Annotated in this window: 18 protein-coding genes, 1 tRNA gene and 1 pseudogene; 4 read left to right on the top strand and 16 right to left on the bottom strand. The window is 61.9% G+C overall.

Annotation, left to right across the window (positions count from 1 at the left end):
• Positions 1-154: 154 nt before the first annotated feature.
• The 6 genes from pqqB to INQ47_RS09260 form a co-directional block, all read right to left on the bottom strand.
• A complete protein-coding gene (pqqB, locus tag INQ47_RS09285) occupies positions 155-1066 on the bottom strand; it encodes a pyrroloquinoline quinone biosynthesis protein PqqB (RefSeq protein WP_021782697.1) in 912 nt (303 codons plus the stop codon).
• 79 nt (positions 1067-1145) lie between these two features.
• On the bottom strand, positions 1146-1217 hold the full coding sequence (pqqA, locus tag INQ47_RS09280; protein ID WP_003243383.1) for a pyrroloquinoline quinone precursor peptide PqqA: 72 nt from the start codon (positions 1215-1217) through the stop codon (positions 1146-1148).
• Positions 1218-1394: 177 nt separating this feature from the next.
• Entirely contained in the window at positions 1395-3677 is a 2283-nt protein-coding gene (pqqF, locus tag INQ47_RS09275; RefSeq protein ID WP_404701557.1) for a pyrroloquinoline quinone biosynthesis protein PqqF, read from the bottom strand.
• A 140-nt stretch (positions 3678-3817) separates the two neighbouring features.
• Positions 3818-4612, bottom strand: a complete 795-nt coding sequence (locus tag INQ47_RS09270) for a carbon-nitrogen hydrolase family protein (RefSeq protein ID WP_404701556.1) — start codon at positions 4610-4612, stop codon at positions 3818-3820.
• A gap of 14 nt (positions 4613-4626) precedes the next feature.
• Entirely contained in the window at positions 4627-6309 is a 1683-nt protein-coding gene (locus tag INQ47_RS09265; RefSeq protein WP_404701555.1) for a flavin monoamine oxidase family protein, read from the bottom strand.
• A gap of 339 nt (positions 6310-6648) precedes the next feature.
• Positions 6649-7110: an Lrp/AsnC family transcriptional regulator gene (locus INQ47_RS09260; protein WP_003255583.1), complete on the bottom strand. Its 462-nt coding sequence runs from the start codon at positions 7108-7110 to the stop codon at positions 6649-6651.
• Between the two features lie 184 nt (positions 7111-7294).
• Here INQ47_RS09260 and INQ47_RS09255 point away from each other — a divergent pair, with 184 nt between their 5' ends.
• Positions 7295-7849, top strand: a complete 555-nt coding sequence (locus INQ47_RS09255) for a serine acetyltransferase (RefSeq protein WP_404701554.1) — start codon at positions 7295-7297, stop codon at positions 7847-7849.
• Between the two features lie 390 nt (positions 7850-8239).
• Here INQ47_RS09255 and INQ47_RS09250 read toward each other — a convergent pair.
• The 6 genes and pseudogenes from INQ47_RS09250 to rpsU all read right to left on the bottom strand — a co-directional run.
• Positions 8240-8359 (bottom strand): annotated as a pseudogene (locus tag INQ47_RS09250) (site-specific integrase); the annotation flags it as partial.
• 48 nt (positions 8360-8407) lie between these two features.
• Positions 8408-8484 (bottom strand) — tRNA-Ile (locus INQ47_RS09245).
• 16 nt (positions 8485-8500) lie between these two features.
• Positions 8501-12244, bottom strand: a complete 3744-nt coding sequence (locus INQ47_RS09240; protein ID WP_404701553.1) for an EAL domain-containing protein — start codon at positions 12242-12244, stop codon at positions 8501-8503.
• A 127-nt stretch (positions 12245-12371) separates the two neighbouring features.
• A complete protein-coding gene (rpoD, locus tag INQ47_RS09235) occupies positions 12372-14222 on the bottom strand; it encodes an RNA polymerase sigma factor RpoD (RefSeq protein WP_021782703.1) in 1851 nt (616 codons plus the stop codon).
• Positions 14223-14289: 67 nt separating this feature from the next.
• Complete coding sequence (gene dnaG, locus INQ47_RS09230) at positions 14290-16272, bottom strand: DNA primase (protein ID WP_252460379.1); 1983 nt, start codon at positions 16270-16272, stop codon at positions 14290-14292.
• A gap of 302 nt (positions 16273-16574) precedes the next feature.
• Complete coding sequence (gene rpsU, locus INQ47_RS09225) at positions 16575-16790, bottom strand: 30S ribosomal protein S21 (RefSeq protein ID WP_003255575.1); 216 nt, start codon at positions 16788-16790, stop codon at positions 16575-16577.
• 204 nt (positions 16791-16994) lie between these two features.
• On the opposite strand from rpsU, the gene tsaD reads away from it, so the two are divergent.
• Positions 16995-18020 carry a tRNA (adenosine(37)-N6)-threonylcarbamoyltransferase complex transferase subunit TsaD gene (gene tsaD / locus INQ47_RS09220; RefSeq protein ID WP_021782705.1) on the top strand — a complete coding sequence of 342 codons (1026 nt, stop codon included), beginning with the start codon at positions 16995-16997 and terminating at the stop codon, positions 18018-18020.
• 17 nt (positions 18021-18037) lie between these two features.
• Here tsaD and plsY read toward each other — a convergent pair whose 3' ends face one another.
• Entirely contained in the window at positions 18038-18607 is a 570-nt protein-coding gene (gene plsY, locus INQ47_RS09215; RefSeq protein WP_252460378.1) for a glycerol-3-phosphate 1-O-acyltransferase PlsY, read from the bottom strand.
• Between the two features lie 74 nt (positions 18608-18681).
• Here plsY and folB point away from each other — a divergent pair, with 74 nt between their 5' ends.
• Entirely contained in the window at positions 18682-19038 is a 357-nt protein-coding gene (gene folB, locus INQ47_RS09210; protein WP_004576188.1) for a dihydroneopterin aldolase, read from the top strand.
• Positions 19029-19538: a 2-amino-4-hydroxy-6-hydroxymethyldihydropteridine diphosphokinase gene (gene folK, locus INQ47_RS09205; RefSeq protein WP_252460377.1), complete on the top strand. Its 510-nt coding sequence runs from the start codon at positions 19029-19031 to the stop codon at positions 19536-19538. The genes folB and folK overlap by 10 nt, the downstream gene beginning before the upstream one ends.
• Before the next feature lie 345 nt (positions 19539-19883).
• Here folK and INQ47_RS09200 read toward each other — a convergent pair whose 3' ends face one another.
• Genes INQ47_RS09200 through INQ47_RS09190 form a run of 3 tightly spaced genes read right to left on the bottom strand, consistent with a single transcriptional unit; the run spans position 19884 to position 23882 of the window.
• Positions 19884-20990 carry a multifunctional CCA addition/repair protein gene (locus INQ47_RS09200; protein WP_404701552.1) on the bottom strand — a complete coding sequence of 369 codons (1107 nt, stop codon included), beginning with the start codon at positions 20988-20990 and terminating at the stop codon, positions 19884-19886.
• Between the two features lie 55 nt (positions 20991-21045).
• Positions 21046-22614: a SpoVR family protein gene (locus INQ47_RS09195; RefSeq protein ID WP_252460374.1), complete on the bottom strand. Its 1569-nt coding sequence runs from the start codon at positions 22612-22614 to the stop codon at positions 21046-21048.
• Positions 22611-23882 carry a YeaH/YhbH family protein gene (locus INQ47_RS09190; protein ID WP_021782709.1) on the bottom strand — a complete coding sequence of 424 codons (1272 nt, stop codon included), beginning with the start codon at positions 23880-23882 and terminating at the stop codon, positions 22611-22613. The genes INQ47_RS09195 and INQ47_RS09190 overlap by 4 nt, the downstream gene beginning before the upstream one ends.
• Positions 23883-24022: the final 140 nt, after the last annotated feature.

The raw sequence follows: 24022 nt of genomic DNA, 5'->3' as shown, positions 1-24022 counted from the left end.
TGGCTCCTGTAAAGCGATTGTCAGGGCTGAGACATATTCACCCTGTGGGAGCGGGCATGCCCGCGAACACCGGCGAAGCCGGTGCCATACACCGTGTTGGATGCTTCGCGGGCATGCCCGCTCCCACAGGGCCTGTGTCGCATCACGGACTGTTTTACAACTCGATGCTCATGCCATCGAAGGCAACTTCCACACCGCGGCGCAGGACTTCGGCGCGCTCGGGGGAGTTTTCATCGAGAATCGGGTTGGTGTTGTTGATGTGGATAAGCACTTTGCGCTGGCGCGGGAAACCGTCGAGCACTTCGAGCATGCCGCCAGGGCCGTTCTGGGCCAGGTGACCCATCTCGCGGCCGGTGCGGGTGCCCACGCCACGGCGCTGCATTTCGTCGTCTTCCCACAGGGTGCCGTCGACCAGCAGGCAGTCGGCACCGTGCATCATCGCCAGCAGCTTTTCGTCTACCTGGCCCAGGCCCGGGGCGTAGAACAGCTTGCCGCCGGTGCGGGTGTCTTCGACCATCAAACCAAGGTTATCGCCCGGGTGCGGGTCGAAGCGGTGTGGCGAATAAGGCGGCGCGGCGCTGCGCAGAGGGAAGGGGGTGAACTTGAGGTTGGGGCAGGCGTCGATCACGAAGCTGCCTTCCAGCTCGATACGGTTCCACTGCAGGCCACCGTTCCAGTGGCTGAGCATGTTGAACAGCGGGAAACCGGTGGTCAGGTCCTGGTGGACCATGTCCGTGCACCACACCTGATGCGGGCAGCCTTCGCGCAGGCTGAGCAGGCCGGTGGTGTGGTCGATCTGGCTGTCCAGCAGGACGATGGCGTTGATGCCGGTGTCGCGCAGGGCCCGGGCCGGTTGCATCGGCGCAAAGGCCTGCAGTTGGGCGCGGATGTCGGGCGAGGCATTGCACAGTATCCAGTGCACACCGTCGTCGGACAGGGCGATGGATGACTGGGTGCGCGCCGTGGCTTGCAGGGTGCCATCACGGTAGCCCTTGCAGTTGACGCAGTTGCAGTTCCACTGCGGGAACCCGCCACCGGCGGCGGAGCCGAGAACCTGGATGTACATGGCCACTCTCTATGCAGAAACCGGATCGGAAAAAACGAAAACGCCCCGGCAGGCCGAGGCGTGAAACTATAAGCCTGGCTTAGCGGTTAGCGAAGTACATGGTAACTTCGAAGCCGATACGCAGGTCAGTGTATGCAGGTTTGGTCCACATGGAATTACTCCTTCCGAATGAGGGTTGGGTTGTTCAGCTACTACTTGGGTACCGCCATGCGCTGGCAGTTCCCTGAAACCGAGATTGCGCTATCTTACAAGAAAAATTTGAACCGGAAGGTTAATTATTCGAGAAGCGCCGTTGCAGTTCGCGTAATAATCATCGATTTTCGTCCTGCTAGGAAGTGTCTGGCGCGGCAGCGTTGGCCAAGCATAGCCAAGCGGAACCTGTGTCGAGCAGGTTGCTCAGCAGGTGGTCCAGATCCGTCTGCCGCGTAGTCAGGATAGACCTGCGCAGCACATCCAGCTTATCGGGTTGTGTGGCCAAGTGTGTCTGCCACGCCCATTCGGCGACATCGGCATTGGCCATGGCGGGCTCGTCGAATTGTCCAGCCAATGCCTGGCGAGCGGCGGGGTCAAGGGTGACGCCATGGCGCAGCAGGCCGAGCAGGTGGTCGAGCACCTGTGCCGGACCGGTGTGGGGAGACTGCACGCCGAACAGCAGCCCACCGACACCCTCGACCTGACGAAAGGCGCTGAACACCGCATAGCCGAGTTGCAATTCTACCCGCAGGCGTTGGTAAACCGGCCCTTGCAGCAACTGGGCTAACAGGCGGCCTGCGGCTTCTTTGGCCGCAGGCAACGGGTAGAACAGCAGCAGGGCATGTTCGCTGCCTGGCACTTGGGCGTGCTGCCAGCGGTGGTTTGCCCATGTTGGCAGGGGGCCAGGCCGCGAGCCTTGCCCAGGGCACCGCTGCAGCGCAGTGCCCAAGGTGTTTAGCGCGGTATCCTCGAAGCCTGCAGCCATGCCATGCCATTCGGTGTGCAGCCACAGGCTGTCGAGTTGTTGCTGGTTCAGCGTGTCGGCGGGCACCGCTGCGGGCAGGCTACCCCGTACCGCGTCTGGCAGTTGCTTGAGCAGGGCCCTGATGGGGATCAGGGCCGGGGGCTGCGCCGTGCAGGGCAGCCAGCAATTGGCAGGTGGCTTGAGCATCAATGCCAAGGCTTGTTCCACTGCCCGCAGCACTGCTGCTGGCAGGCCGGCGCAGCGCAACTGCCAGTATTCTCCGGCGCTGCTGTACTGCAGTTGCACGGAGGCGCGGTCACAGCGTTCCTGCAGTGGTGCCAGGGCCTGTTCCAGCACACGCTGTAGCTGCTGGCGCAAAGGCGAAGGTACATGCCAGCGCAGGTACAGCGCAGCGTATTGGCGCGCCGGCGGGAGCTGGTCACTGATCTTCAGCGCTGCCGGCAGCGGCTGCGCCTTGGCATGGGGCAGGTCAGCCATCAGCAATGGGTCGACTGGCAAGCGCTGCCAATTGCCATGGTCGCTACCTGGCAGGCTTTCCAGCAGGGCGCCAAGCGCCTGCAACCCCTGGGCATCCAGCTTGGCGAACGGCTGGCCTGTGCTGTCCCGGCGGGCCAGCTCGAGCGCGCTGGCACTGTGTGCACGGCTGCACTGCAGCAAGCCGAATTGGTGGTTCAACTGGTCGCGGTCGGCCTGGCGGATGAACCTGAACCAACCTTGCAGCAGGGCGCTGGCTTCGTCTGGGCAAGCGTCGGCACTGAGCTTCAGGTCAAGGTGCCACAGCAGCTGACCGGCGAACGCATACAGCCTTTCGGCCGTGAAACGTTGTAGCCAGCCACGCTCGCGAAGCGCGCCCAGCCAGGTACCTGGGCGGCTGTCCTCCAGGTAAGCGATCAGCAGTTCCAGAGCGTGCTCGGCACCGCTGGGGAGGTCTTGGTGAGTGAAGGTCAGAACGTTAGCCAGTGCGGGCAGTGGCGGCGGCAGCGCTCGCGGCACGCGCTCACCTGCGGCGAACAGTTCGGCGTGCTGCCGGGCAAGGCGTTCAAGTTCATCCAGCGGCTGTGGCCCGCAAAGGCTCAAGCAGATCTGGCCGCCTTGGTAGAAGCGCTGATGAAAGCCCGCAAGCGCTTGCTGGAAAGCTGCGTCGTGCAAGGCCAGGGTGTATCGATTGCCAGCATGAAAAGCGCCCAGTGGATGCTTGGCTGACACTGACTGCAGCAGGGCGAACTGCTGTTGGGCCGATGGATTGCGCGACCAGGCGATGAATTCGGCGTGGATCACTTCGCGTTCACGGCGTTGGCGTTCGATGCCCAGATCCGGTTCTGCCAGCATTTGGCACAGGCGCTCGAGACCGCCATCGAGCGCGTTGGGTGGCACCTCGAAGAAAAAGTCGGTGGCGTGTTCGCGGGTGCTGGCGTTGACCTGTCCGCCCACGGCTTGCACGTAGCGCATCAGGCCGTCTTCCAGCGGGAAGCGCGGGGTACCGAGGAAGAACAGGTGTTCGAGGAAGTGCGCCAGACCGGGCCATCTGGCAGCTGCGTCGTGGCTGCCCGCATGCACCCGTAGTGCGGCGGCCGAGCGTTTGAGGCGCGGGGCGTGGCGCAGGGTCAACTGCAAGCCGTTGGCGAGGGTGAGTTGGCGAGTGGCGTCAGGCATGGGGGCTCCGGTGGCTGCTTTCCATGCTAACCGATTTGTTCGCAGGCCCGGCCTTTTCGCGGGTATGGCGCCGGTATGAAAGGCAGCGCAGATCCCGTGGGAGCGGGCGTGCCCGCGAATGGGCCGCATAGCGGCCCCTGTCAGCCTTTACGCAGGTGCAGCTCCTGGCGCAAATCGGTCAGGTAGGGAAACGCCATGCGCCCCTGCACCACCCGCTCATGCTCAAGCTCTGCCAACAACTGGCACTCATCCCGCCCTGCCATCGCCAGCAAGCTGCCATCCGGGCCGATGATGCTGCTCTGCCCGCAATACTGGATCTCGTCTTCCGCACCGCAGTAGTTGGCATATACCAGGTAGCACTGGTTTTCCTGCGCCCGCGCCCTCACGGTCACCTGGCAGGTAAAGTCGTACGGCGTCATGTTCGCCGTCGGCACCAGGATCAGCTCGGCGCCATCCAGCGCCAGGCGCCGGGCGTTCTCTGGGAACTCGATGTCGTAGCAGATCAGCAAGCCAACCTTCCAGCCTTCCAGTTCCACCACCGGGAAGTGGTCCACGCCTGGGCTGAACATCGAGCGGTCCAGTTCACCGAACAGGTGGGTCTTGCGGTAATTGCTCAGGCTGCGGCCATGCGCATCGATCAACTGCACGCTGTTGTAGATCGCCCCGTCATCGCCGCGCTCCGGGTAGCCATAGACAATGGCGATGCGGTGCGCCTGGGCGATCTCCACCACGGTCATGGCTGCGGGGCCATCGGCGGCCTCGGCCAGGCGCTCGACCTGGGCCAGGCCGATGTTGTAGCCGCTCAGGAACATCTCCGGGCACACCAGCAACCGGGCGCCTTGTGCGGCCGCCAACTGCGCCTGGTGGCGCAGCCGTTGCAGGTTGCCGGGCACATCCAGTGGCTTGGGTGCACCTTGGTACAGAGCGATGCGCATGGTGCCTCCTTGTCTCAATCCGCCAGGGCGATCGGGCCGATTTCGTTGAACACATCGCCCGGGCCCGGGTTGTCGGGGTGGGTGTGGCCACCAAAGTGGTTCATGATACCCCACACCGCATTCAGCGACGTCTGCACCGCGCCTTCAACCCAGGCGGGGGTCCATGACACGTCGTCACCGGCAATGAAGATACCGCGCTGCTCCGCCGGCATGTCCTGCTGCATGAAGTGCGCGTACATGCGCTGGTTGTAGCGGTAATGGCCCGGCAGCGCGCCTTTGAAGGCACCGAGGAAGTACGGGTCGGCCTCCCAGGAAACCGTGATCGGGTCGCCGATGATATGGCCGGCGATATCGGTCTTTGGGTAGATCTTCTTCAGCGCATCCAGGGCCAGTTGTACACGCTTCTCCACCGGGTGCGGCAGCATCTTCAGCGCGTCGCTCATCCACGAGTACGACAGGCAGATCACCCCGGGCTTGTCGTTGCCGTTGTCGAACAGGTAAGTGCCGCGGGTGAGGCGATCGGTGAGGGTCATGCTCAACAGGTCACGGCCGGTTTCCGGGTCCTTGTCCTTCCAGAACGGGCGGTCGACCATGACGAAGGTTTTCGACGACTGCATGTAGCGGGTACGGTCCAGGGCCATCCACATCTTTTGCGAGAACAGCGATTCCTCGCAGTCGATCTGGGTGGTCAGCAACCAGGTCTGGCAGGTGGCGAGTACTGCGCTGTAATGGCGGGTATCGCCCCAGTTGTCGGTGACCGCCAGGCGGCCATCGGCGGCGCGGGCAATGCGCTTGACCCCGGTACGTGGTGCGCCGCCATGCAGCGTGCTCAGGCTGGTGCCCTCCGGCCAATGGACGCAGCGTTCCGGTATATGGCGCCAGATACCTTGTGGCACTTGTTCCACGCCCCCGACCACCAGGTGCTGGTGGTCGTCGCAGTTGGTCATCACCACACGGAAGATTTCCAGCATCGAGTTGGGGAAGTCCGAGTCCCAACCGCCGGTGCCGAAACCGACCTGGCCGAACACTTCGCGGTGCTGGAAGCTCAGCTTGGCGAACGAGCGCGAGGTGGCGACGAAGTCGTAGAAGGTGCGGTCGTCCCACAGCGGCACCAGCTTGTTCCAGAGTTCCTTCAGGCGAGGTACATCACGGTCGCGGATGGCCTGCTGGATATCGGCGAACTGCGCACCGCTCTCCAGCGCATCGGCCCAGGCGTCGGCGACCTCATGAAACAGTTGTGGCAGGTCGGTGGGCTTCTCGGCGTAGTAGGTCTGGCCTTCCAGGTCGATAACTGTGCTGCCCGAAGCCGGGGTCAGCGGGTTGGGGAAGGGTTTGGTTTCCAGGCCCAGCTTGTCGACGTAGTGGTAGAAGGCAGTGGACGACACCGGGAAGCGCATGCCCCCCAGCTCGGCAACGATCCCGTCAGTGCCATTGAAGGCTTGCGAGCGCAGCCGGCCGCCCAGCCTGGACGCCTCGTACACCACCGGTTTGAGGCCCAGCTTCATCAGCTCGTAGGCCGCTACCAGGCCGGCAATACCGGCACCCACAATGGCCACCTCTTCCCCATGGCGCTCAGCCGGAATGCTGCCCAGGCCTGCCGGGTGTTCCAGCCAGTCGTCGAAAGCAAAAGGGAAGTCCGGGCCGAAAATGGTGATTGGCTTCTTGCCGTCGGCGGGGTGGCGGTTCTTCTTGTTCATGAAATGACCTTGCCAGAGAGGCTGCGCGAGGAGCGGAGCCTGAGTATAGGAGATGCCCGGCTGTCATTTTAGGTAGTGGGGTGTTCGTTATTAAGGTGCATAGTGTTGTCTGAATGTAGTTAGTTTCGTCGTAATGATTAGGTTAATGTTCATTAAGACGAGGCAGGCGGTCGAGGCAATTCAAAAACCGCCCTGGCCCTTTGTGGGAGCGGGTTCACCCGCGAATGCGTCGGTAGATTCTCTGCCCTATTCGCGGGTAAACCCGCTCCTACAACCGGCTCCTGCCGCGAAATCTAGAACTGACCCTCGCCCGCTAACCTCACCCGAGCGCCAGTCCGTTCAAAGCGGCTGTCCACGGTCCACCTTGCTGCTGAGAATGATCGACGTGGTGGTTTTCTCCACCCCGTCGACACTGCCAATCTGGTCGAGCAACTGATCCAGCTGCTCGGGCGAGTCCGTACGCAGCCAGGCCACATAGTCGAATTCGCCGCTTACCGCACACAGCTGCTGCACCTGGCCCATCGCACTCAGGCGCCGCACCACGTCCTTGCCGGAACGCGGCTGTACCTTGATCCCGACATACGCCTGCAACCCGCCGCCTATCACACTCTGGCCCAGGCGTACGCCATAGCCGGAGATAACCTTGTTTTTCTCCAGCCGCTCCAGGCGCGAATTGACGGTGGTGCGGGCGATGCCCAACTGGCGGGCGAGGGTGGCGACGCTTTCGCGGGCGTTGATCTGCAGCAGGGCGATCAGCTGGCGATCGATTTCATCCAGCGTGATGGAGCGGGAATCCGACATGGCGAGTCTCTACGGTTGGCCTGCTAGCCTAGCCAGCCTGTGCCAATCAGGGCAAGGCCAGGTGCAGTCGATCGTTGATGGCGTCGGTTTGGCACTTTCTGTGAGAACGGCCGCGTATCTCTGAAGGCTGCGTCTTCGGCACTAATTCGGCATGATGAAGCGGTAGTCCAACGGGAACCTCAGCGTGAACCTCGACCACCTGCTCGAATGCTGGCGACTGGAAGTCGCCAACAAGAAAAGGCCCGGACGCCGTATCAGCCTACTGTTCAACGTGCTGCACCGCGCACGCAAGGACAACAAACTACGTTTTCTCTTCGCCTATCGCCTGGCCCAGTACCTCGACGCCCGCGGTGGCCTGGCCCGGCGCCACGCCAGGCGCATGCAGCAGCGCCTTAACCTAAAGTACGCCGTGGACATCGACATCGGCGCCCAGATCGCCCCCGGCCTGCGCATCGCGCACCTGCCTGGGGTAGTGATTACCCGGCACGTGAGCATCGGGCGCAATTTCTTCATCCGCCAGAACTGCTCGATCGGCATCAAGACCCTGGGGCTGGATGAGTACGCCCTGCGCATTGGCGACAACGTCAGCATGGGCGCCAACAGTTGCATCGTTGCTGATCGCATCGACATTGGCGATGACGTGGTGATTGGCGCGATGTCGTTGGTTACGCGGGATATTCCGCCTGGCATGACCTTCTACAACCCACGGCAGGTCGAGATGCGTCCGGGAGGGGATTAACCAACAGCGGTACATTTGCGGACGTTGGCAGAGGGGGGGAGCAGGTTGGGAGGTTTCTTATGGGGTTGCCCATGGTTTATGGCCATCGCCCGATGGACTGGATCGTGCAGTGGTGCGGCCTTCTTCGTTTATCCCCAGGCGCCGCGCCAGTGATGAGCGCACCGAACGAATACGCAAAGTCTTGAGGCAGTTGTCTCTGTAGCCAGCTTCTTGGCGTCCATTGTCACGGGGCAGGCCCAGGTTCATTCATAGGCTTGCTCATCTGTGAGCCGATTAGCGAGCATATTCGGCTCATTTTGTGAGCTGATAATGGCGGCTATTCGGCTCATTGTCTGATCCTCAAGCTAGGGTGTTTAGCTTGAAGTATCGATAGGGCACCTTTCCGCGATTATCGGCGTGCTGGGTGATCGGCTTCTTGGTGGGGCTGATTTCGCTGAGATACCGTTTCAGCGCCACTTCCAAGGTCATGCGCTCGGCGCCGCTGCGCTGGATGTACGCGCCCCTGACCATTTATTTCTTGCGGGCATGAAAAAGCCGCGCAGTGCGCGGCTTCTAAGCTGGTGGGCCCACACGGACTCGAACCGTGGACCAAAGGATTATGAGTCCTCTGCTCTAACCAACTGAGCTATAGGCCCTCAGTAAGTGGGCGGATTATAACGAGGGTTTCGCACCTGTGCCATCTGAAAGATCCGATAGTGCTATGCGAAGAAACGCGGCCGCGAATTCCTCTGGTGGTAGCGGGAGGCTGACGATGTAGCCCTGGATCTGCTCGCAGCCCTCGGCCGCCAGAAAACGCTGCTGGGCCTGGTTCTCCACGCCTTCGGCAATGATGGTCAACTGCATGCTGCGGCCCAGGGCAATGATCGCCCGGGCGATGGCGGCGTCGTGTGGGTCGTCGGGCAGGCCGCGGATGAACGACTTGTCGATCTTGAGGATGTCCAGCGGCAGGCGCTTCAGGTAGCTCAGCGACGAATAGCCGGTGCCAAAGTCGTCGATGGCTAGCTGTACGCCGAGTTTCTTCAACTGGTACAGCACGGCCAGGGCCTCTTCTGCCTGGCTCATGATGAAGTTCTCGGTGATTTCCAGCTGCAGGTCACCGGCCCTCAGCTGGTAGTGCTTGAGCAGTTGTTCGATGCGCCGTGCCAGGTGTGGGTGGCGCAGCTGGGCGCCGGCAAGGTTGATCGACAGCGGGCCGAAGGGTTCATAGTGCTGCTTCCAGGCCTGCATCTGCCGGCAGGCTTGCTCCAGTACCCAGTCGCCGAGCTGCAGGATGGTGCCGTTCTCTTCCGCCAGATGGATGAAGTGTTCCGGCGGTACCTCGCCAAAGGTCGGGTGGCTCCAGCGGATCAGCGCTTCGGCACCCACCAGGCTCTGGGTCTTCAGGCTGAGCTTGGGCTGGAAGCACAGGCTCATTTCGTTGCGTTCGACGGCCCGGCGCAGTTCATGCTCCAGGGCGATGCGCTCGCTGGCCTGGGCGGTGAGGTCGCGGGTGTAGGCTTCGACGCGGTTGCGGCCTTTGGCTTTGGAGCGGTACATGGCAGCGTCGGCGTTGCGGATCAGTGTGGAGACGTCAGTGCCATCCTGTGGATAAAGACTGATGCCGATGCTGGCGCTGGTGAAAAACTCGTGCTCGCCGGCCTGGAACGGTGCGTTGAAGCAGGCCAATAGCTTGTTGGCGATAGTGCTGGCGTCACTGGGCTTGTGCAGGCCGGGCAGCAGAATGATGAATTCGTCGCCACCCAGGCGGGCTACGGTGTCAACGTCGCGTACCTGTTCTTTCAGGCGCTGGGCGATTCCCTTGAGCAGCAGGTCGCCGACCGGGTGGCCAAGGCTGTCGTTGATGTGCTTGAAGCGGTCGAGGTCCAGGAACAGCACTGCGCCCTGGCGGTTGGACACCTGCGCACAGGTGAGTACGCCCTGTAGCCGGTTTTCGAACAGGGTGCGATTGGGCAGGCCGGTCAGCGGGTCGTGGTGGGCCTGATAGTCGAGTTTGGCCTGGGCGTGCTTGATGCTGGAGATGTCTGCAAAAACCGCCACGAAGTGAGTGACCTCGCGGTCGCTGTTGCGCACGGCGCTGATGGTCAGCCAGCTTGGGTAAAGCTCGCCGTTCTTGCGCTTGTTGTAGATTTCGCCCTGCCAGTGGCCCTCGTCGGTAAGCTGGTGCCACATGGCCAGATAGAAAGCGCTGTCGTGCTGGCCCGAGGCGAGCAGGCGCGGGGTCTGGCCGAGGGCCTCGATCTCGCTGTAGCCGGTGATTTCGCTGAAGGCGCGGTTGACGGCACTGATGCGCTGGTCAATGTCGGTGATCAGCACGCCTTCGGCGGTGTTCTCGAACACGGTGGCGGCCAGCTGCAGTTTTTCTTGCATCAGGTGACGCTCGGTGATGTCGCGGGCGATGGTCAGCATGCAGTCGACGCCGGTAATCGGCAGGGGGCGGGCGGACAGCTCGCAAAGGCGGATCTGCCCGTCGCTGCGGCGGATATGGCAGGTGAAGTCGCGCACGAAGCCGTCGCGGTTGAGCTGGTCGACCAGGCGTTTGCGCTCGTTGAGGTCGACCCAGATGCCCAGGTCCAGCGAGGTCTGGTCGATGGTTGGGTTGAGGGCGTAGCCGGTGAGGCGGCAGAAGCCCTCGTTCACCTCCAGCAGCAAACCGTCGCTCTGGCGCGACAGCAGCAGGCCGTCGGGCGAAGCGTGGAAGGCTTTTGCGAACTTTTCTTCTGAAGTTTGCAGCTGCTGCTGGGTCTCCTTGAGCTGGCTGATGTCGCGTACTGCCACAACCAGCGCGGGCGTGCCGTCCAGTTCGAAGGTTTCGGCCGAAGTCAGGCCGGTGAACAGTTGGCCGTTGCTGCGGCGGAAGCTCATTTCCAGGTTGCGGATACCACCTTGGTGCAACCTTTCAAGCAGGAGCGGGCCACTGCCTTCTATGCCCCAAAGGTCAAGATCGGTGGCGGTGCGGCCAATGACCTGGTCTGGCGGCAGGCCGATCTGCTCTTCGAAAGCCTCGTTCACCTCCAGCAGGCAGCCATCGCTGTGGCGGGCGATCAGCAAGATATCGGGACACTGCTGGAATACCGAGGCGAACTTCTGTTCGGACAGGCGCAGGGCGTCCTCAGTGCGCTTGGTTTCGCTGATGTCGATCATCAGCCCGCGCATCACTGGCTGGTGGCCGTGTTCGATCATGCTGACGATGTTGCGTACCCAGAGGGGCTGGCCGTCAGCCCGGATCACCCGGTAGTCCAGGCTGTGGTCCCGTCCTGCTGCAGTCTCGCTGTCGCAGTAGGCCTGTGCCCAGAGCGCGTCCTCCGGATGCAGGATGCTGCGCCAAAAACCGGGCCTGAGCCAGTCACTCAATGGGTAGCCGAGCAGGTCTTCGGCATGGGGTGAAACGTAGCTGTAGGTGAAGTCGTTGGCATCGGCTTCCCAGGCGATGGCTGACAGGCTCTCGACCAGGCCGCGATAGTGGTATTCGCTGCTGCGCAGCTCTTGCTCCAGGGCGATGCGACGGGAAATTTCCGAGCTGAGTCGGCGGTTGATGCGAATGACCACTGCCAGCACAGCCATCAGCAACAGCACCGCTGGCAGGCCATACACCAGCAGGTCGGACCAGAACATCCGCTGGTCGACTACATTGCCCACCCAGTGCTGCTGGATCTGGCTGATTTCGCTGCTGCTCATGTCGGCCATCACTTTATCGAGAATGCCGACCAGCACGCTCTTGTCGCGGGGGACGGCCATCGCCAGCTGGTAGCGGTAGGGCGTTTCGCCGCTGACATAGAGGCCGTCGAGCTTGAGTTGGCGCAGGCTCCAGATACTGGAAGCGAGGTCGCCGACCACGGCATCCACCTGGTCGGTGGCCAGGGCTTGCAGCGTGGAGCTGACGTTTGGCAGGGCAACCAGGTTGAGGTCCGGGTGGTGGGTGCGCAGCAGTTCGTGCGGGGCGTAGTTTTCTACCACGGCGATTTTCAGGCCGTACAGGTCAGCCAGCTTTCGCGGCTGTGCGCCGCCTTTGTGCGCGAGGATGACAATGGGGAAGTCGAGGTACGGGCGAGTGAAGGCCAGGAAGCCCTGGCGTTCCGGGGTGGACATGATGCCGGGCAGCAGGTCGATACGGCTTTCCCGCGCCTGCGCCAGCACCTCGGTCCAACTGCTGGGCTCGACCGGTTTGAACGTCACACCCAGGCGCTGCTGGATCATGGCAATGTAGTCGGCGGCCAATCCCTGGTAACGGCCCTCCTGGTCGCGAAACTCGAACGGTGGCCAAGAGGCGTCTACGCCCAGGTTGAGCTGCGGGTGGGCAGCCAGCCAGGTTTTCTCCTCGTCTGTCAGGGTCAGGGCGCCGGCCGTTGTGTTCCACAGAATCAGGATCAGCAACAGAATGGCCGGCTTCAAGGACATGGCAGCCTCGCACTCAGGTGGTCTGAAGTCGAGTGTAGACGGGCATTGCTGCAGGCGTGCAACGGAAGGGGGGCTTTATGTGGCGGGCCACTAAAGAAAAACCCCGGCCTGGGCCGGGGTTTTGTCATCACTCGTCGAGGAAGGAGCGCAGGTGCTCGCTGCGGGTCGGGTGGCGCAGTTTGCGCAACGCCTTCGCTTCGATCTGACGGATCCGCTCACGCGTTACGTCAAACTGCTTGCCCACCTCTTCGAGGGTGTGGTCGGTGTTCATGTCGATACCGAAACGCATGCGCAGCACCTTGGCTTCGCGCGCAGTCAGGCCCGAGAGCACGTCACGGGTGGCTTCCTTGAGGCTTTCGACCGTGGCCACGTCGATCGGGGACTGCATGGTCGAGTCCTCGATGAAGTCGCCCAGGTGCGAATCTTCGTCGTCACCGATCGGGGTTTCCATGGAGATCGGCTCTTTGGCGATCTTCAGTACCTTGCGGATCTTGTCCTCAGGCATTTCCATGCGCTCGCCCAGCTCTTCCGGCGTCGGTTCACGACCCATTTCCTGCAGCATCTGGCGGGAAATACGGTTGAGCTTGTTGATCGTCTCGATCATGTGCACCGGAATCCGGATGGTGCGTGCCTGGTCGGCGATCGAACGGGTGATCGCCTGACGGATCCACCAGGTGGCATAGGTCGAGAACTTGTAGCCGCGACGGTATTCGAACTTGTCTACCGCTTTCATCAAGCCGATGTTGCCTTCCTGGATCAGGTCGAGGAACTGCAGGCCACGGTTGGTGTACTTCTTGGCGATGGAAATCACCAGACGCAGGTTCGCCTCGACCATTTCTTTCTTGGCGCGGCGGGCCTTGGCTTCACCGATCGACATGCGACGGTTGATTTCCTTGATCTCGGCAACGGTCAGGCCGGTTTCGGTCTCAAGGTCGATCAGCTTCTGTTGGCAAGCGACGATGGCAGCGTTCTTTTCACCCAGGGCGGCAGCCCACTTGGTGTTGCGCTTGGCCAGGTCACCGCTCCAGGTCTGGTCGGTTTCGTTGCTTGGGAACATGCGCAGGAAGTCGGCTCGCGGCATGCGGGCGTCACGTACGCACAACTGCATGATGGCGCGTTCTTGCTGTCGCAGACGGCTCAGGGCGTCACGTACACGCTCGACCAGTACCTCGAACTGCTTCGGTACCAGCTTGATCGGCATGAACAGGTCGGCCAGGGCCTGCAGGGCCTCGATGCTTTCCTTGTGGCTACGACCATTTTTCTTCAGGACCTTGGAGGTTACCTGAAGCTGATCGGATACCGCACCGAAGCGCTGGGCCGCGACTACCGGGTCCGGGCCGCTTTCGGCCTCTTCCTCGTCGTCACCGCTTTCGGATTCTTCTTCGTCGTCGTCGGACTCTTCCTTCGCCGCAGCGGCCTTGGCGCCCGGGATCGGCACTTCTTCGGTTGGCGCGGCAATGTTGTCGTCAGGGTCGATGTAACCGCTGAGAACGTCCGACAGGCGGCCACCCTCGGTGGTGACGCGGTCATATTCGCCGAGAATGTAGTCGACAGTGCCCGGGAAGTGGGCGATGGCGCCCATGACTTCGCGAATGCCTTCCTCGATACGCTTGGCGATTTCGATCTCGCCTTCGCGGGTCAGCAGCTCGACAGTACCCATTTCGCGCATATACATGCGCACCGGGTCGGTCGTGCGGCCGATATCGGTTTCAACTGCCGCCAACGCAGCAGCGGCTTCTTCGGCCGCGGCTTCATCGGTGTCGGCTTCCGCCAACAGAAGGGCATCCGCATCCGGAGCACTCTCGAATACGTTGATCCCCATGTCGTTGATCATGCGGATGATGTCTTCCACCTGTTCCGGATCTGAAATATCCTCAGGCAGGTGGTCGTTGACCTCCGCGTAAGTCAGGTAGCCCTGCTCACGACCGCGGGTGATCAACTCTTTGATACGAGACTGCTGTTGCGCTTTTCCGGACATAACACCCTATCCACTGAAGGTCTTGGCGGGCAAAAAACAAGCCGAGGATTATACCCGAGCATGGGCCTCACGCGCCAGATGAGGTCGGCGTTTGTGCGGGAACATTTCGGCTCAGCAGGGCGAGGAGCTGGTTTTTTTCCTCGCTGGTCAATTCGCTTTGACGTGATTTCCTGAGCAGTTGTTCCAGGCTGCGCTCGCGTTGGCGGGCGGACAAGCTAGTTATAGTGTCGAAAAACTGTTGTTCAAGGTTGTCGGCTACGATAAGCCATTCCTTTTCCGCCAGGGCCCGCAGCAGGCGGCCTTGTTCGGTGCCGTGCCAACGTGCGATCAACTGCATTGAGCTTAGCCCAGGATTTTTCTGCGCGGCTTCGATCAGTGCAACCAGCAGCTGGCTGTACAGGTGTTCTTCGTCGGCGAAGTGGCTGGCATCCTCCACCTTGCCGGCCAGCAGCGGATGGTGCAGCAAGGTTCGCAGGGCGGCCAGGGTGGGCGGCTCGACCGGTGCTGGCACGCGGGGAGGTGCTTCGTCGCGTTGCTGCCAGGGCTTGCCGCCCTTGCGGTTCTTGTCCCAGGGCTTGTCGCTCCACGGCTTCTTGCTGCCACCCTTGTTGGGTTTCCACGCCTGCTCCTGATGAACGGGGGCAAAGTCGTGCTGCGGCATGTCGCCGTAGTCGGGGGTGTAGCTGGCCATGGCGTCGTAGTCGTAGCCAGGGTCATAGTCCGGCATGCTGCTGGCCGCCGGGGCTTGTTGTGCCAGCTGCTCGACCTGCTGCGGGTCCAGGCCGGTGATTTCCTTCAGGCGGTTGCGCATCAGCTGACGCAGGTTGGCGCCGGGGATCTTTTCGATCAACGGTGCGGCCAAGGTCGCCATATGCGCCTTGCCTTCCAGCGAGCGCGGGTCGGCTTCGACGCCAAGTTGCTCGAAGAAGTAGTCGGCCAGCGGTTGGGCGTGCTGGTTGATACGGGCCATGAAAGCGTCGGTACCTTCGGCGCGCACCAGGCTGTCCGGGTCTTCGCCTTCGGGCAGGAACAGGAAGCGCGCGCGACGGCCGTCCTGCAGGTTCGACAATGTCGATTCCAGTGCGCGCCAGGCCGCCTTGCGCCCGGCCTGGTCGCCGTCAAAACAGAACAGCACGCTGGGCACCACGCGGAACAGGCGCTTGAGATGCTCTTCGCTGGTGGCGGTGCCTAGGGTGGCCACGGCATTGCGCAGGCCTTGCTGGGCCAGGGCAATGACGTCCATGTAGCCCTCGACGACGATGATCTCGTCGAGGTTGCGGTTGTGCTTGCGCGCCTCGTACAGCCCGTACAGCTCCTGCCCCTTGTGGAACACAGGTGTTTCCGGGGAGTTCAGGTACTTGGGCTTGTCGTCGCCGAGCACCCGGCCACCGAAGGCGATGATGCGCCCGCGGCTGTCACGAATCGGGAACATTACCCGGTCGCGGAAGCGGTCGTAGCGCTTGCCGCTCTCGGCGTTCTCGATCAGCAGGCCGGCATCGATCATCACCTTTTGCTGCAGGGTGTCGGCACCCAGGTGCTTGAGCAGGTTGTCCCAGCCGGGCGGGGCAAAGCCCAGGCCGAAGTCGCGGGCAATTTCCCCGGACAGGCCGCGGCCCTTGAGGTAGTCCACCGCTGCCTTGCGTGACGGGTGGCTGCGCAGGGCCTGGCGGTAAAACTCCGAGGCGGCGTCCAGTAGCGGGTACAGTGGCGAGTCAGTGGGCTGGCGCGGCTTCTGGTCGCGGCGGCCTTGCTCGCGGGGTACTTCCATGCCGGCGGCGCGGGCCAGTTCCTCGACGGCCTGGGGGAAGTCCAGGTTGTCGTGGTCCATGACAAAGCCCAAGGCGTTGCCACCGGCGCCACAGCCGAAGCAGTAGTAGAACTGCTTGTCGGGGCTGACCGTGAAGGACGGGGTTTTTTCTTTGTGGAACGGGCAGCAGGCGGAGTAGTTCTTGCCGGTTTTTTTCAGCTGGACGCGCGAACTTACCACGTCGACGATGTCGAGGCGGTTGATCAGGTCGTCAATGAAACTCTGGGGAATCAGCCCGGCCATGGCAGTCTCGTCATCTGGCAACTGGCAAGTCTAATCGTTCACGCGCCGAATGGGGCGAGTGCTGCTTGGGGAAGTGCGAGGGAATGTGCTCGTCGCCAGCCCCTAAGGGCTCGTCAGTCGGACGTGCACGTCTGGTCATACAGCAAGGAGGACCAGCTCTGACGTTTCAGGCAGGTTGCCCATGATGCAGTCCGCATGAAGCTTGTGCAGGGCCTTGAGCTAGCTGCTCAAGTTTGAAGCGACCACTGCCATCGCCCGGGGGTTAGCCGGGCAGGGCAGAAGCTTTGCGTTGAACGCCTGTATTAGTACAGACGAACGGCGCGGCGCTGTTCGCGCTGAACTTTCTTGGCGTGACGCTTAACAGCAGCAGCTGCTTTGCGCTTACGCTCTGCGGTCGGCTTCTCGTAAAACTCGCGGCTACGAACTTCAGCCAGTACACCGGCTTTTTCGCAGGAGCGCTTGAAACGACGCAGAGCTACGTCGAAGGGTTCGTTCTCTTTAACTTTGACGGCTGGCATCCAGGGCTACCTTAATTCATTACCGGGGTAGACGTGCTCCTGGCAAAACAAAGGTGTGCTGGAGAACGTCGGTTTTCAAGGGTTGCGGATGTTAACCCTTAGCAAGCCGGAATGCAAAGCCTCTGATCGAAAACCGCTGGTCGGCACCCGACACGGGGACTATCATGCGCGGCTTCGAATTCAGCCCCCACAAGGGACGAGCCCATGCTAGTACTGGGATTGGAAACATCCTGCGACGAAACTGGCGTCGCATTATACGACAGTGAACGCGGTTTGTTGGCCGACGCACTGTTCAGCCAGATCGACCTGCACCGCGTCTTCGGCGGCGTGGTGCCCGAGCTTGCCTCGCGTGATCACGTCAAGCGCATGCTGCCGCTCATCCGTCAGGTGCTGGACGAGGCAGGCTGCGTTGCCACCGAAATCGACGCCATCGCCTACACCGCGGGCCCCGGCCTGGTCGGCGCCTTGCTGGTGGGCGCTTCCTGCGCCCAGGCGCTGGCCTTTGCCTGGGACATCCCGGCGATCGGTGTGCACCACATGGAAGGCCACCTGCTGGCGCCCATGCTGGAAGAAAACCCGCCCGAGTTTCCGTTCGTCGCTTTGTTGGTTTCCGGTGGCCATACCCAGCTGGTCCGGGTCGATGGCATCGGTCAGTACGAACTGTTGGGCGAGAGCCTGGACGACGCTGCCGGTGAAGCGTTCGACAAGACCGCCAAACTGATCGGCCTCAATTATCCCGGTGGTCCGGAAATCGCGCGTCTGGCCGAACAAGGTGTGGCCGGGCGCTTCGTGTTCCCGCGGCCAATGACCGATCGGCCAGGCCTGGAATTCAGCTTCAGTGGCCTCAAGACCTTCGCCCTGAACACCTGGCAGCAATGCAAGAATGCTGGCGACGACAGTGAGCAAACCCGTTGCGACCTGTCTCTGGCATTCCAGCAGGCGGTGGTGGAGACTTTGACCATCAAGTGCAAGCGGGCGCTCAAGCAGACCGGCCTCAAGCGCCTGGTCATCGCGGGTGGCGTGAGTGCCAACAAGGCCCTGCGCGCGTCCCTGGAGGACATGCTCGGTAGCATCAAGGGCAACGTGTACTACGCGCGCCCGCAATTCTGTACCGACAATGGTGCGATGATCGCCTACGCCGGTTGCCAGCGCCTGTTGGCCGGGCAGCAGCAAGACCTGGCGATCAGCGTGCAGGCACGCTGGCCGATGGAGCAGTTGCCGCCGCTGTAAGGTAGTGCGTCGAAGGTTCAGAAGTGCCGTTCGCGCCCTGCAAACAAGTCGCGCAGGTTGTTGCGGTGGCGCCACACGATCATCAAAGTCAGTACGCTGATCGGCAGCAGGGCCTCGGGCTCGCGCCAGGCCAGCAATGGCAGGGTGAGTGGCGTGGCAATCAGTGCGGCCAGTGAGCTGGTACGCGTGAGGTAGAAGGTCAGCAGCCAGGCGCCGATGGCCAGCAGCGCGGCCGGGAAATACAGGCCCATGAGCATGCCGGCTGCCGTCGCCACGCCCTTGCCGCCCTTGAAACGGAAGTACAGCGGGAACAGGTGGCCCAGCACCGCGCATATGCCTACCCAGGCCTGCGCGTGCAGGTCCAGCCCGGCAACGCGGGCGAGCAATACCGGCAAAAGGCCCTTGCACAGGTCGCCAAGCAGGGTCAGGATCGCCAGTTTACGGCCTGCCAGGCGAAGCATGTTGGTGGCGCCGGCATTGCCTGAACCGCTGGAACGCGGGTCCGGGCTGCCCGAGAGGCGGCTGAGAACAATGGCGAAGGACAGCGAGCCGAGCAGGTAGGCGAGCAACGCCAGTAACCAAAACATGCTAACTATTCCGGGCGAGGACGCCCTGATTCTAACGGCGCCAGTCGCCCTTGTCGTGCTGTGGAGAGAAGTGCTTGGACAGAGTGTTCATCGAAGGCCTGGAAGTCGATACCGTCATCGGTGCCTATGACTGGGAGCGGGATATTCGCCAGTGCTTGCGCCTGGACCTGAGCTTTGCCTGGGACAACCGCCCGGCCGCCGCCGGAGACGACCTGAACCTGGCGCTGGACTATGCCAGTGTGTCGGCGCGCATCCAGGCGTTTGCCGAACAGGCCCGTTTCGAGCTGGTTGAAACATTTGCCGAGCGCCTGGTGGCCACCTTGATGGACGAGTTCCACATCCCCTGGGTGCGGTTGAAGCTGACCAAGCCGGGCGCGGTGCCGGCGGCCCGTGGTGGTGTAGGCGTGGAGATCGAGCGCGGATGTCTTTGAGCACGGTTTACCTGGGCCTGGGCAGCAATATCGACCGTGAGGCGCATTTGTGCGCCGGGCTCGATGCATTGGCTGGCATTCTGAATGACATGCGCTGTTCGCCGGCATTCGAAAGCCAGGCGGTGGGCATCAAGAGCGGGCCGTTCATCAACTTCGTGGTGACCGGGCAAACCGCGTTGCCGTTGATCGAACTGGACCGCCGGCTGAAGTTCATCGAGGCCGACAATGGGCGCTATGCACCGGACCGCAAAGGGTTGCCGCTGGATATCGACGTGCTGATGTATGGCGATTTGCACGGTACCTTCGATGGGCTGGTACTGCCCCGGGCCGAGATCCTGAAGAACGCCTTTGTGCTGTGGCCGCTGTCGTTGCTGGCGCCCGACCTGGTGCATCCGGGGGTGGGCAAACGGATGGCGCAGCTGTGGCAGGAAGCGCAGATCGATCAGGTACTCGCCCCGGTCGCCTTTGAGTGGCGCGGGTTGCAGTTGACGCCCGCTTAAGCCTGTATCGGCCTCTTCGCGGGTAAACCCGCTCCTACAACGGCCTGTGCCCAGCCCTTGATGTGTGCCCCCTGTAGGAGCGGGTTTACCCGCGAATACGGTGGCGGCTGCGACGGTGAACAGCGGGTGGAAATTGGCCAGCAGGCCCGGCCCTTTCGCGGGTGAACCCGCTTCTACAACGGCCTGTGCCCAGCCCCTGATGTGTGCCCCCTGTAGGAGCGGGTTTACCCGCGAATACGGTGGCGGCGGCAACGGTGAACGGCGGGTGGAGATTGGCCAGCAGGCCCGGCCTTTTCGCGGAAACCCGCTCCTACAGCGGCTTCAGCCGCGAAGAGGCGGGTATGTCTAGCCGCGCTGGTAAGCCTCGAGCGCTTTCAGCCGCTCACCTTTGAGGGCTTCGCCCAGGGCCTTACCCGTGAGCCCGGCTTGCACCAACGGCTTCACATCCACCGCTCGCGCCGCCGCTGCTGCGCCTCGCAGATAATCGGCCTGTGGATAACCTCGCTCGCCATCGCCCAACGCCGCCATCTCGCAAACGACCACAAAATCCTCGAACCGCTGCGGCCGTCGGTAAACATCGAACTTCTGCAACAGATCCAGCAGTACCGTGGCAGGCAATTCGAGCGCCTGATTGCCCTGCGCCAGGCATTCCCCTGTCAGCATGGCCAGTTCATGGCACTCACGCGGTGCCTTCAGGCGCTGGTTGACGGTTTTGATCGATGTCGCTGCCAACCCGCGCAACAGGCAGGCCCAGCGCACGTGCAGCGGTTGTTCGTGCGCCGCTGCCTGCTCCAGCGCCGCCAGTGTACGGGAGCCGTCATCAAGCTCAGGCAGCAGCTCCTGCAGGGCTCCGCACGCGCTCATTACCTTGAAGAATACCTGCGGTTGCGCTTCCATCAGCGCGCGCTCGATTTCCTTCCAGCTGCGCTCGGCAGTGAGTGCCTGCAGTTCGCCTGAGGCGCTGATCTGGCGCATCAGCGTCAAGGTTTCATCGGCAACCCGGAAACCCAGTGGCGCATAGCGGGCAGCAAAGCGGGCAACACGCAGCACGCGTAGAGGATCTTCGGCGAATGCTGGGGAAACATGGCGTAGCAGGCGTTGATCCAGATCTTTCTTGCCTTGGTAGGGGTCGTATACCGTTCCCGCCTCATCCTCGGCCATCGCATTGATGGTGAGGTCGCGACGGATCAGGTCCTCTTCCAGGGTTACGTCGGGGCTGGCGTGAAAAGTGAACCCGCCGTAGCCTCGCCCACTCTTGCGCTCGGTGCGCGCCAGGGCGTATTCCTCGCCGGTTTTTGGGTGCAGGAACACCGGGAAATCGGCGCCCACCGGCCGATAGCCCTTGGCGAGCATTTCTTCGACGGTGGCGCCCACCACCAGCCAGTCGATATCGCTGACAGGGCGGCCGAGCAGGCGGTCGCGCACGGCGCCGCCAACTTTGTAGATGTGCATGTGCAGCTCTCCATAACTGCCGACAGGATAACCCGTCGGCGGTCATGGAGTTGCATCAGAGGTGGTGGATAACGGCCAGGTCCATGCGACCGTAGTCGGCGCTTTCGCTATGCTCGCCGCGCGGCGGCATGTGGTGAGTATTCATCACTTGCTCGCCTTGCACTGTCTCCAGGTGGATATCGAAGCCCCACAGGCGATGCAGGTGCTTGAGTACTTCGTCGGTCGAGTCGCCCAGCGGTTTGCGGTTGTGTTGCTGGTGTCGCAGGGTCAGCGAGCGGTCTCCGCGGCGGTCGACGCTCCAGATCTGTACGTTCGGTTCACGGTTGCCCAGGTTGTACTGCGCTGCCAGTTGCTCCCGAATCACCCGGTAGCCGGCCTCATCATGAATGGCGGGTACCAGCAGGTCGTCGCGCTGGTCGTCATCAAGGATGCTGAACAGCTTGAGGTCGCGCATCACCTTGGGCGAGAGGTACTGGAGGATGAAGCTCTCGTCCTTGAAGCTGCTCATGGCGAACTTGATGGTAGAAAGCCAGTCGCTGCCGGCAATTTCGGGGAACCAGTGGCGATCTTCTTCAGTGGGGTTTTCGCACATGCGGCGGATGTCGGTGTACATCGCAAAGCCCAGCGCGTAGGGGTTGATGCCGCTGTAGTACGGGCTGTCGAAGCCGGGCTGGAACACCACGCTGGTGTGCGACTGCAAGAACTCCATCATGAAGCCTTCGGTAATCAGCCCCTCGTCGTACAGGTCGTTCATCAGGGTGTAGTGCCAGAAGGTTGCCCAGCCTTCGTTCATCACCTGGGTCTGGCGTTGCGGGTAGAAGTACTGGGCGATCTTGCGCACGATGCGCACTACCTCACGTTGCCAGGGTTCAAGCAGCGGGGCGTTTTTCTCGATGAAATACAGGATGTTTTCCTGTGGTTCGGCGGGGAAGCGCCCCTCATCGCGGTCGTTACCCTTTTCGGCGTTTTTCGGAATTGTCCGCCAAAGGTCGTTGATCTGCCGTTGAAGATGCTCTTCGCGCTCCTGTTGCCGGCGCCGCTCTTCTTCGGCAGAAATAGGATAGGGCCGCTTGTAGCGGTCGACACCGTAGTTCATCAGGGCATGGCAGGAGTCGATCAAGTCCTCCACAGCATCGATACCGTGGCGCTCTTCGCACTGGGCGATGTACTGCTTGGCGAACACCAGATAGTCGATGATCGAACTGGCGTCAGTCCAGGTGCGGAACAGGTAATTGCCTTTGAAGAAACTGTTATGCCCGTAGCAGGCGTGCGCAATCACCAGTGCCTGCATGCACATGGTGTTTTCTTCCATCAGGTAGGCGATACAAGGGTCGGAGTTGATCACGATCTCGTAGGCCAGGCCCATCTGGCCGCGGCTGTAGGACTTTTCCGTGCTGAGGAACTGCTTGCCGTAGGACCAGTGGTGGTAGCCCAGCGGCATGCCGACCGAGGCGTAGGCGTCCATCATCTGTTCGGCAGTGATTACCTCGATCTGGTTGGGGTAGGTGTCCAGGGCGTAACGCTCGGCCAGACGGCTGATTTCCCGGTCGTAGGTCTGGATCAGCTCGAACGTCCACTCGGACCCAGTGGAAATGGGTTGGCGTCTCTGTGCTCTGGCGGTCATGTGGCTAACCTGCGCTGGAAGAGTTCACGGAAGACCGGGTAGATGTCGCCGGCCGATACCAGCTGCTGTTGGGCGAACGTGTCGGGGAAAGCATCGCCGATACGCTCGTACTCATACCACAGCGCCTGGTGTTCACGGGGGGTGATCTCAACGTAAGTGTAGTACTGCACATGCGGCATGATCTGTTTGGAGAGGATGTCGCGGCAGATCGGCGAGTCGTCGTTCCAGTTGTCGCCATCAGAAGCCTGCGCGGCATAAATGTTCCAGTCGCTGGCCGGGTAGCGCTCGGCCATGATCTCCTGCATCAGCTTGAGGGCACTGGAAACGATGGTGCCGCCGGTTTCCCGCGAGTAGAAGAACTCTTCTTCGTCGACTTCCCGGGCGCTGGTGTGGTGGCGAATGAAAACGACTTCGATGCGCTCGTAGTTACGCTTGAGGAACAGGTACAGCAGGATGAAGAAGCGCTTTGCGATGTCCTTGGTGGCCTGGGTCATCGAGCCGGATACGTCCATCAGGCAGAACATCACCGCCTTCGAGCTTGGGTTGGGTTGCTTGACCAGCAGGTTGTACTTGAGGTCGAAGGTGTCGAGGAAGGGCAGGCGGTTGATACGCGCTTTCAGGCGCTCGATTTCCTGTTCGATTTCCTGGATATCGGTGAAATTGTCCGGCTCTTCGACCCGCAGGCGGTCGAGTTCCTTTTGTGCTTCGCGCAGCAGGGCGCGGCTGCTGCCGGTCAGGGCGATACGCCGGGCATGAGCCGAGCGCAGGGTGCGCACGATGTTGATGCGTGACGGGTTGCCTTCGTTGGCGATGCCGGCGCGAACAGTCTTGAAGGTGTCGGCGCCAGTCAGGTGACGTTTGACCAGGTTGGGTAGCTCAAGGTCTTCGAACATGAATTCGAGAAATTCTTCCTGGGTGATCTGGAAGACGAACTCGTCCATGCCTTCGCCGGAATTGCCGGCCTTGCCGCGACCGCCACCACCTCCACCGCCTTGCGGCCGGGGGATGTGTTCACCGGCAGTGAATTCTTTGTTGCCAGGGTGCACGATGGTCTGTTTGCCCCCACGACCATGATGCAAGACCGGTTCGTCGATGTCGCGTCCGGGAATACTGATCTGCTCGCCGTGTTCCATATCCATGATGGAACGGCGGCTCACCGCCTCTTCGACGGCCTTCTTGATATGTTCGCGGTACCGCCGCAGAAAGCGCTGGCGGTTGACCGTGCTCTTGTTCTTGCCGTTCAGGCGTCGGTCTATAACGTAGCTCATGGTCCCTCCGGTGACTGGATGCAGCTGCAACCCACAAGCTGCAAGCCACAAGCTTCAAGCTGCAAGAAAGAGCAGCCACCGCCGCCGCAAGCTGTGACGCGGGCCGTAATGCCAGCGCCAGGCAGCTTGCAGCTTGCGGC

This window comes from Pseudomonas sp. 3HC3, assembly GCF_044904505.1.
Classification (GTDB): domain Bacteria; phylum Pseudomonadota; class Gammaproteobacteria; order Pseudomonadales; family Pseudomonadaceae; genus Aquipseudomonas; species Aquipseudomonas putida_Y.
The sequence above is the reverse complement of the archived record's forward strand: the minus strand, read 5'-3'. Positions and strand labels throughout refer to the sequence as shown.

Coding starts and splice junctions, on each gene's coding strand:
- pqqB (WP_021782697.1), bottom strand. CDS start 1,066: ATGTACATCCAGGTTCTCGGCTCCGCCGCCGGTGGCGGGTTCCCGCAG.
- pqqF (WP_404701557.1), bottom strand. CDS start 3,677: ATGCCTGACGCCACTCGCCAACTCACCCTCGCCAACGGCTTGCAGTTG.
- INQ47_RS09270 (WP_404701556.1), bottom strand. CDS start 4,612: ATGCGCATCGCTCTGTACCAAGGTGCACCCAAGCCACTGGATGTGCCC.
- INQ47_RS09265 (WP_404701555.1), bottom strand. CDS start 6,309: ATGAACAAGAAGAACCGCCACCCCGCCGACGGCAAGAAGCCAATCACC.
- INQ47_RS09260 (WP_003255583.1), bottom strand. CDS start 7,110: ATGTCGGATTCCCGCTCCATCACGCTGGATGAAATCGATCGCCAGCTG.
- INQ47_RS09240 (WP_404701553.1), bottom strand. CDS start 12,244: ATGTCCTTGAAGCCGGCCATTCTGTTGCTGATCCTGATTCTGTGGAAC.
- rpoD (WP_021782703.1), bottom strand. CDS start 14,222: ATGTCCGGAAAAGCGCAACAGCAGTCTCGTATCAAAGAGTTGATCACC.
- dnaG (WP_252460379.1), bottom strand. CDS start 16,272: ATGGCCGGGCTGATTCCCCAGAGTTTCATTGACGACCTGATCAACCGC.
- rpsU (WP_003255575.1), bottom strand. CDS start 16,790: ATGCCAGCCGTCAAAGTTAAAGAGAACGAACCCTTCGACGTAGCTCTG.
- tsaD (WP_021782705.1), top strand. CDS start 16,995: ATGCTAGTACTGGGATTGGAAACATCCTGCGACGAAACTGGCGTCGCA.
- plsY (WP_252460378.1), bottom strand. CDS start 18,607: ATGTTTTGGTTACTGGCGTTGCTCGCCTACCTGCTCGGCTCGCTGTCC.
- folK (WP_252460377.1), top strand. CDS start 19,029: ATGTCTTTGAGCACGGTTTACCTGGGCCTGGGCAGCAATATCGACCGT.
- INQ47_RS09200 (WP_404701552.1), bottom strand. CDS start 20,990: ATGCACATCTACAAAGTTGGCGGCGCCGTGCGCGACCGCCTGCTCGGC.
- INQ47_RS09195 (WP_252460374.1), bottom strand. CDS start 22,614: ATGACCGCCAGAGCACAGAGACGCCAACCCATTTCCACTGGGTCCGAG.
- INQ47_RS09190 (WP_021782709.1), bottom strand. CDS start 23,882: ATGAGCTACGTTATAGACCGACGCCTGAACGGCAAGAACAAGAGCACG.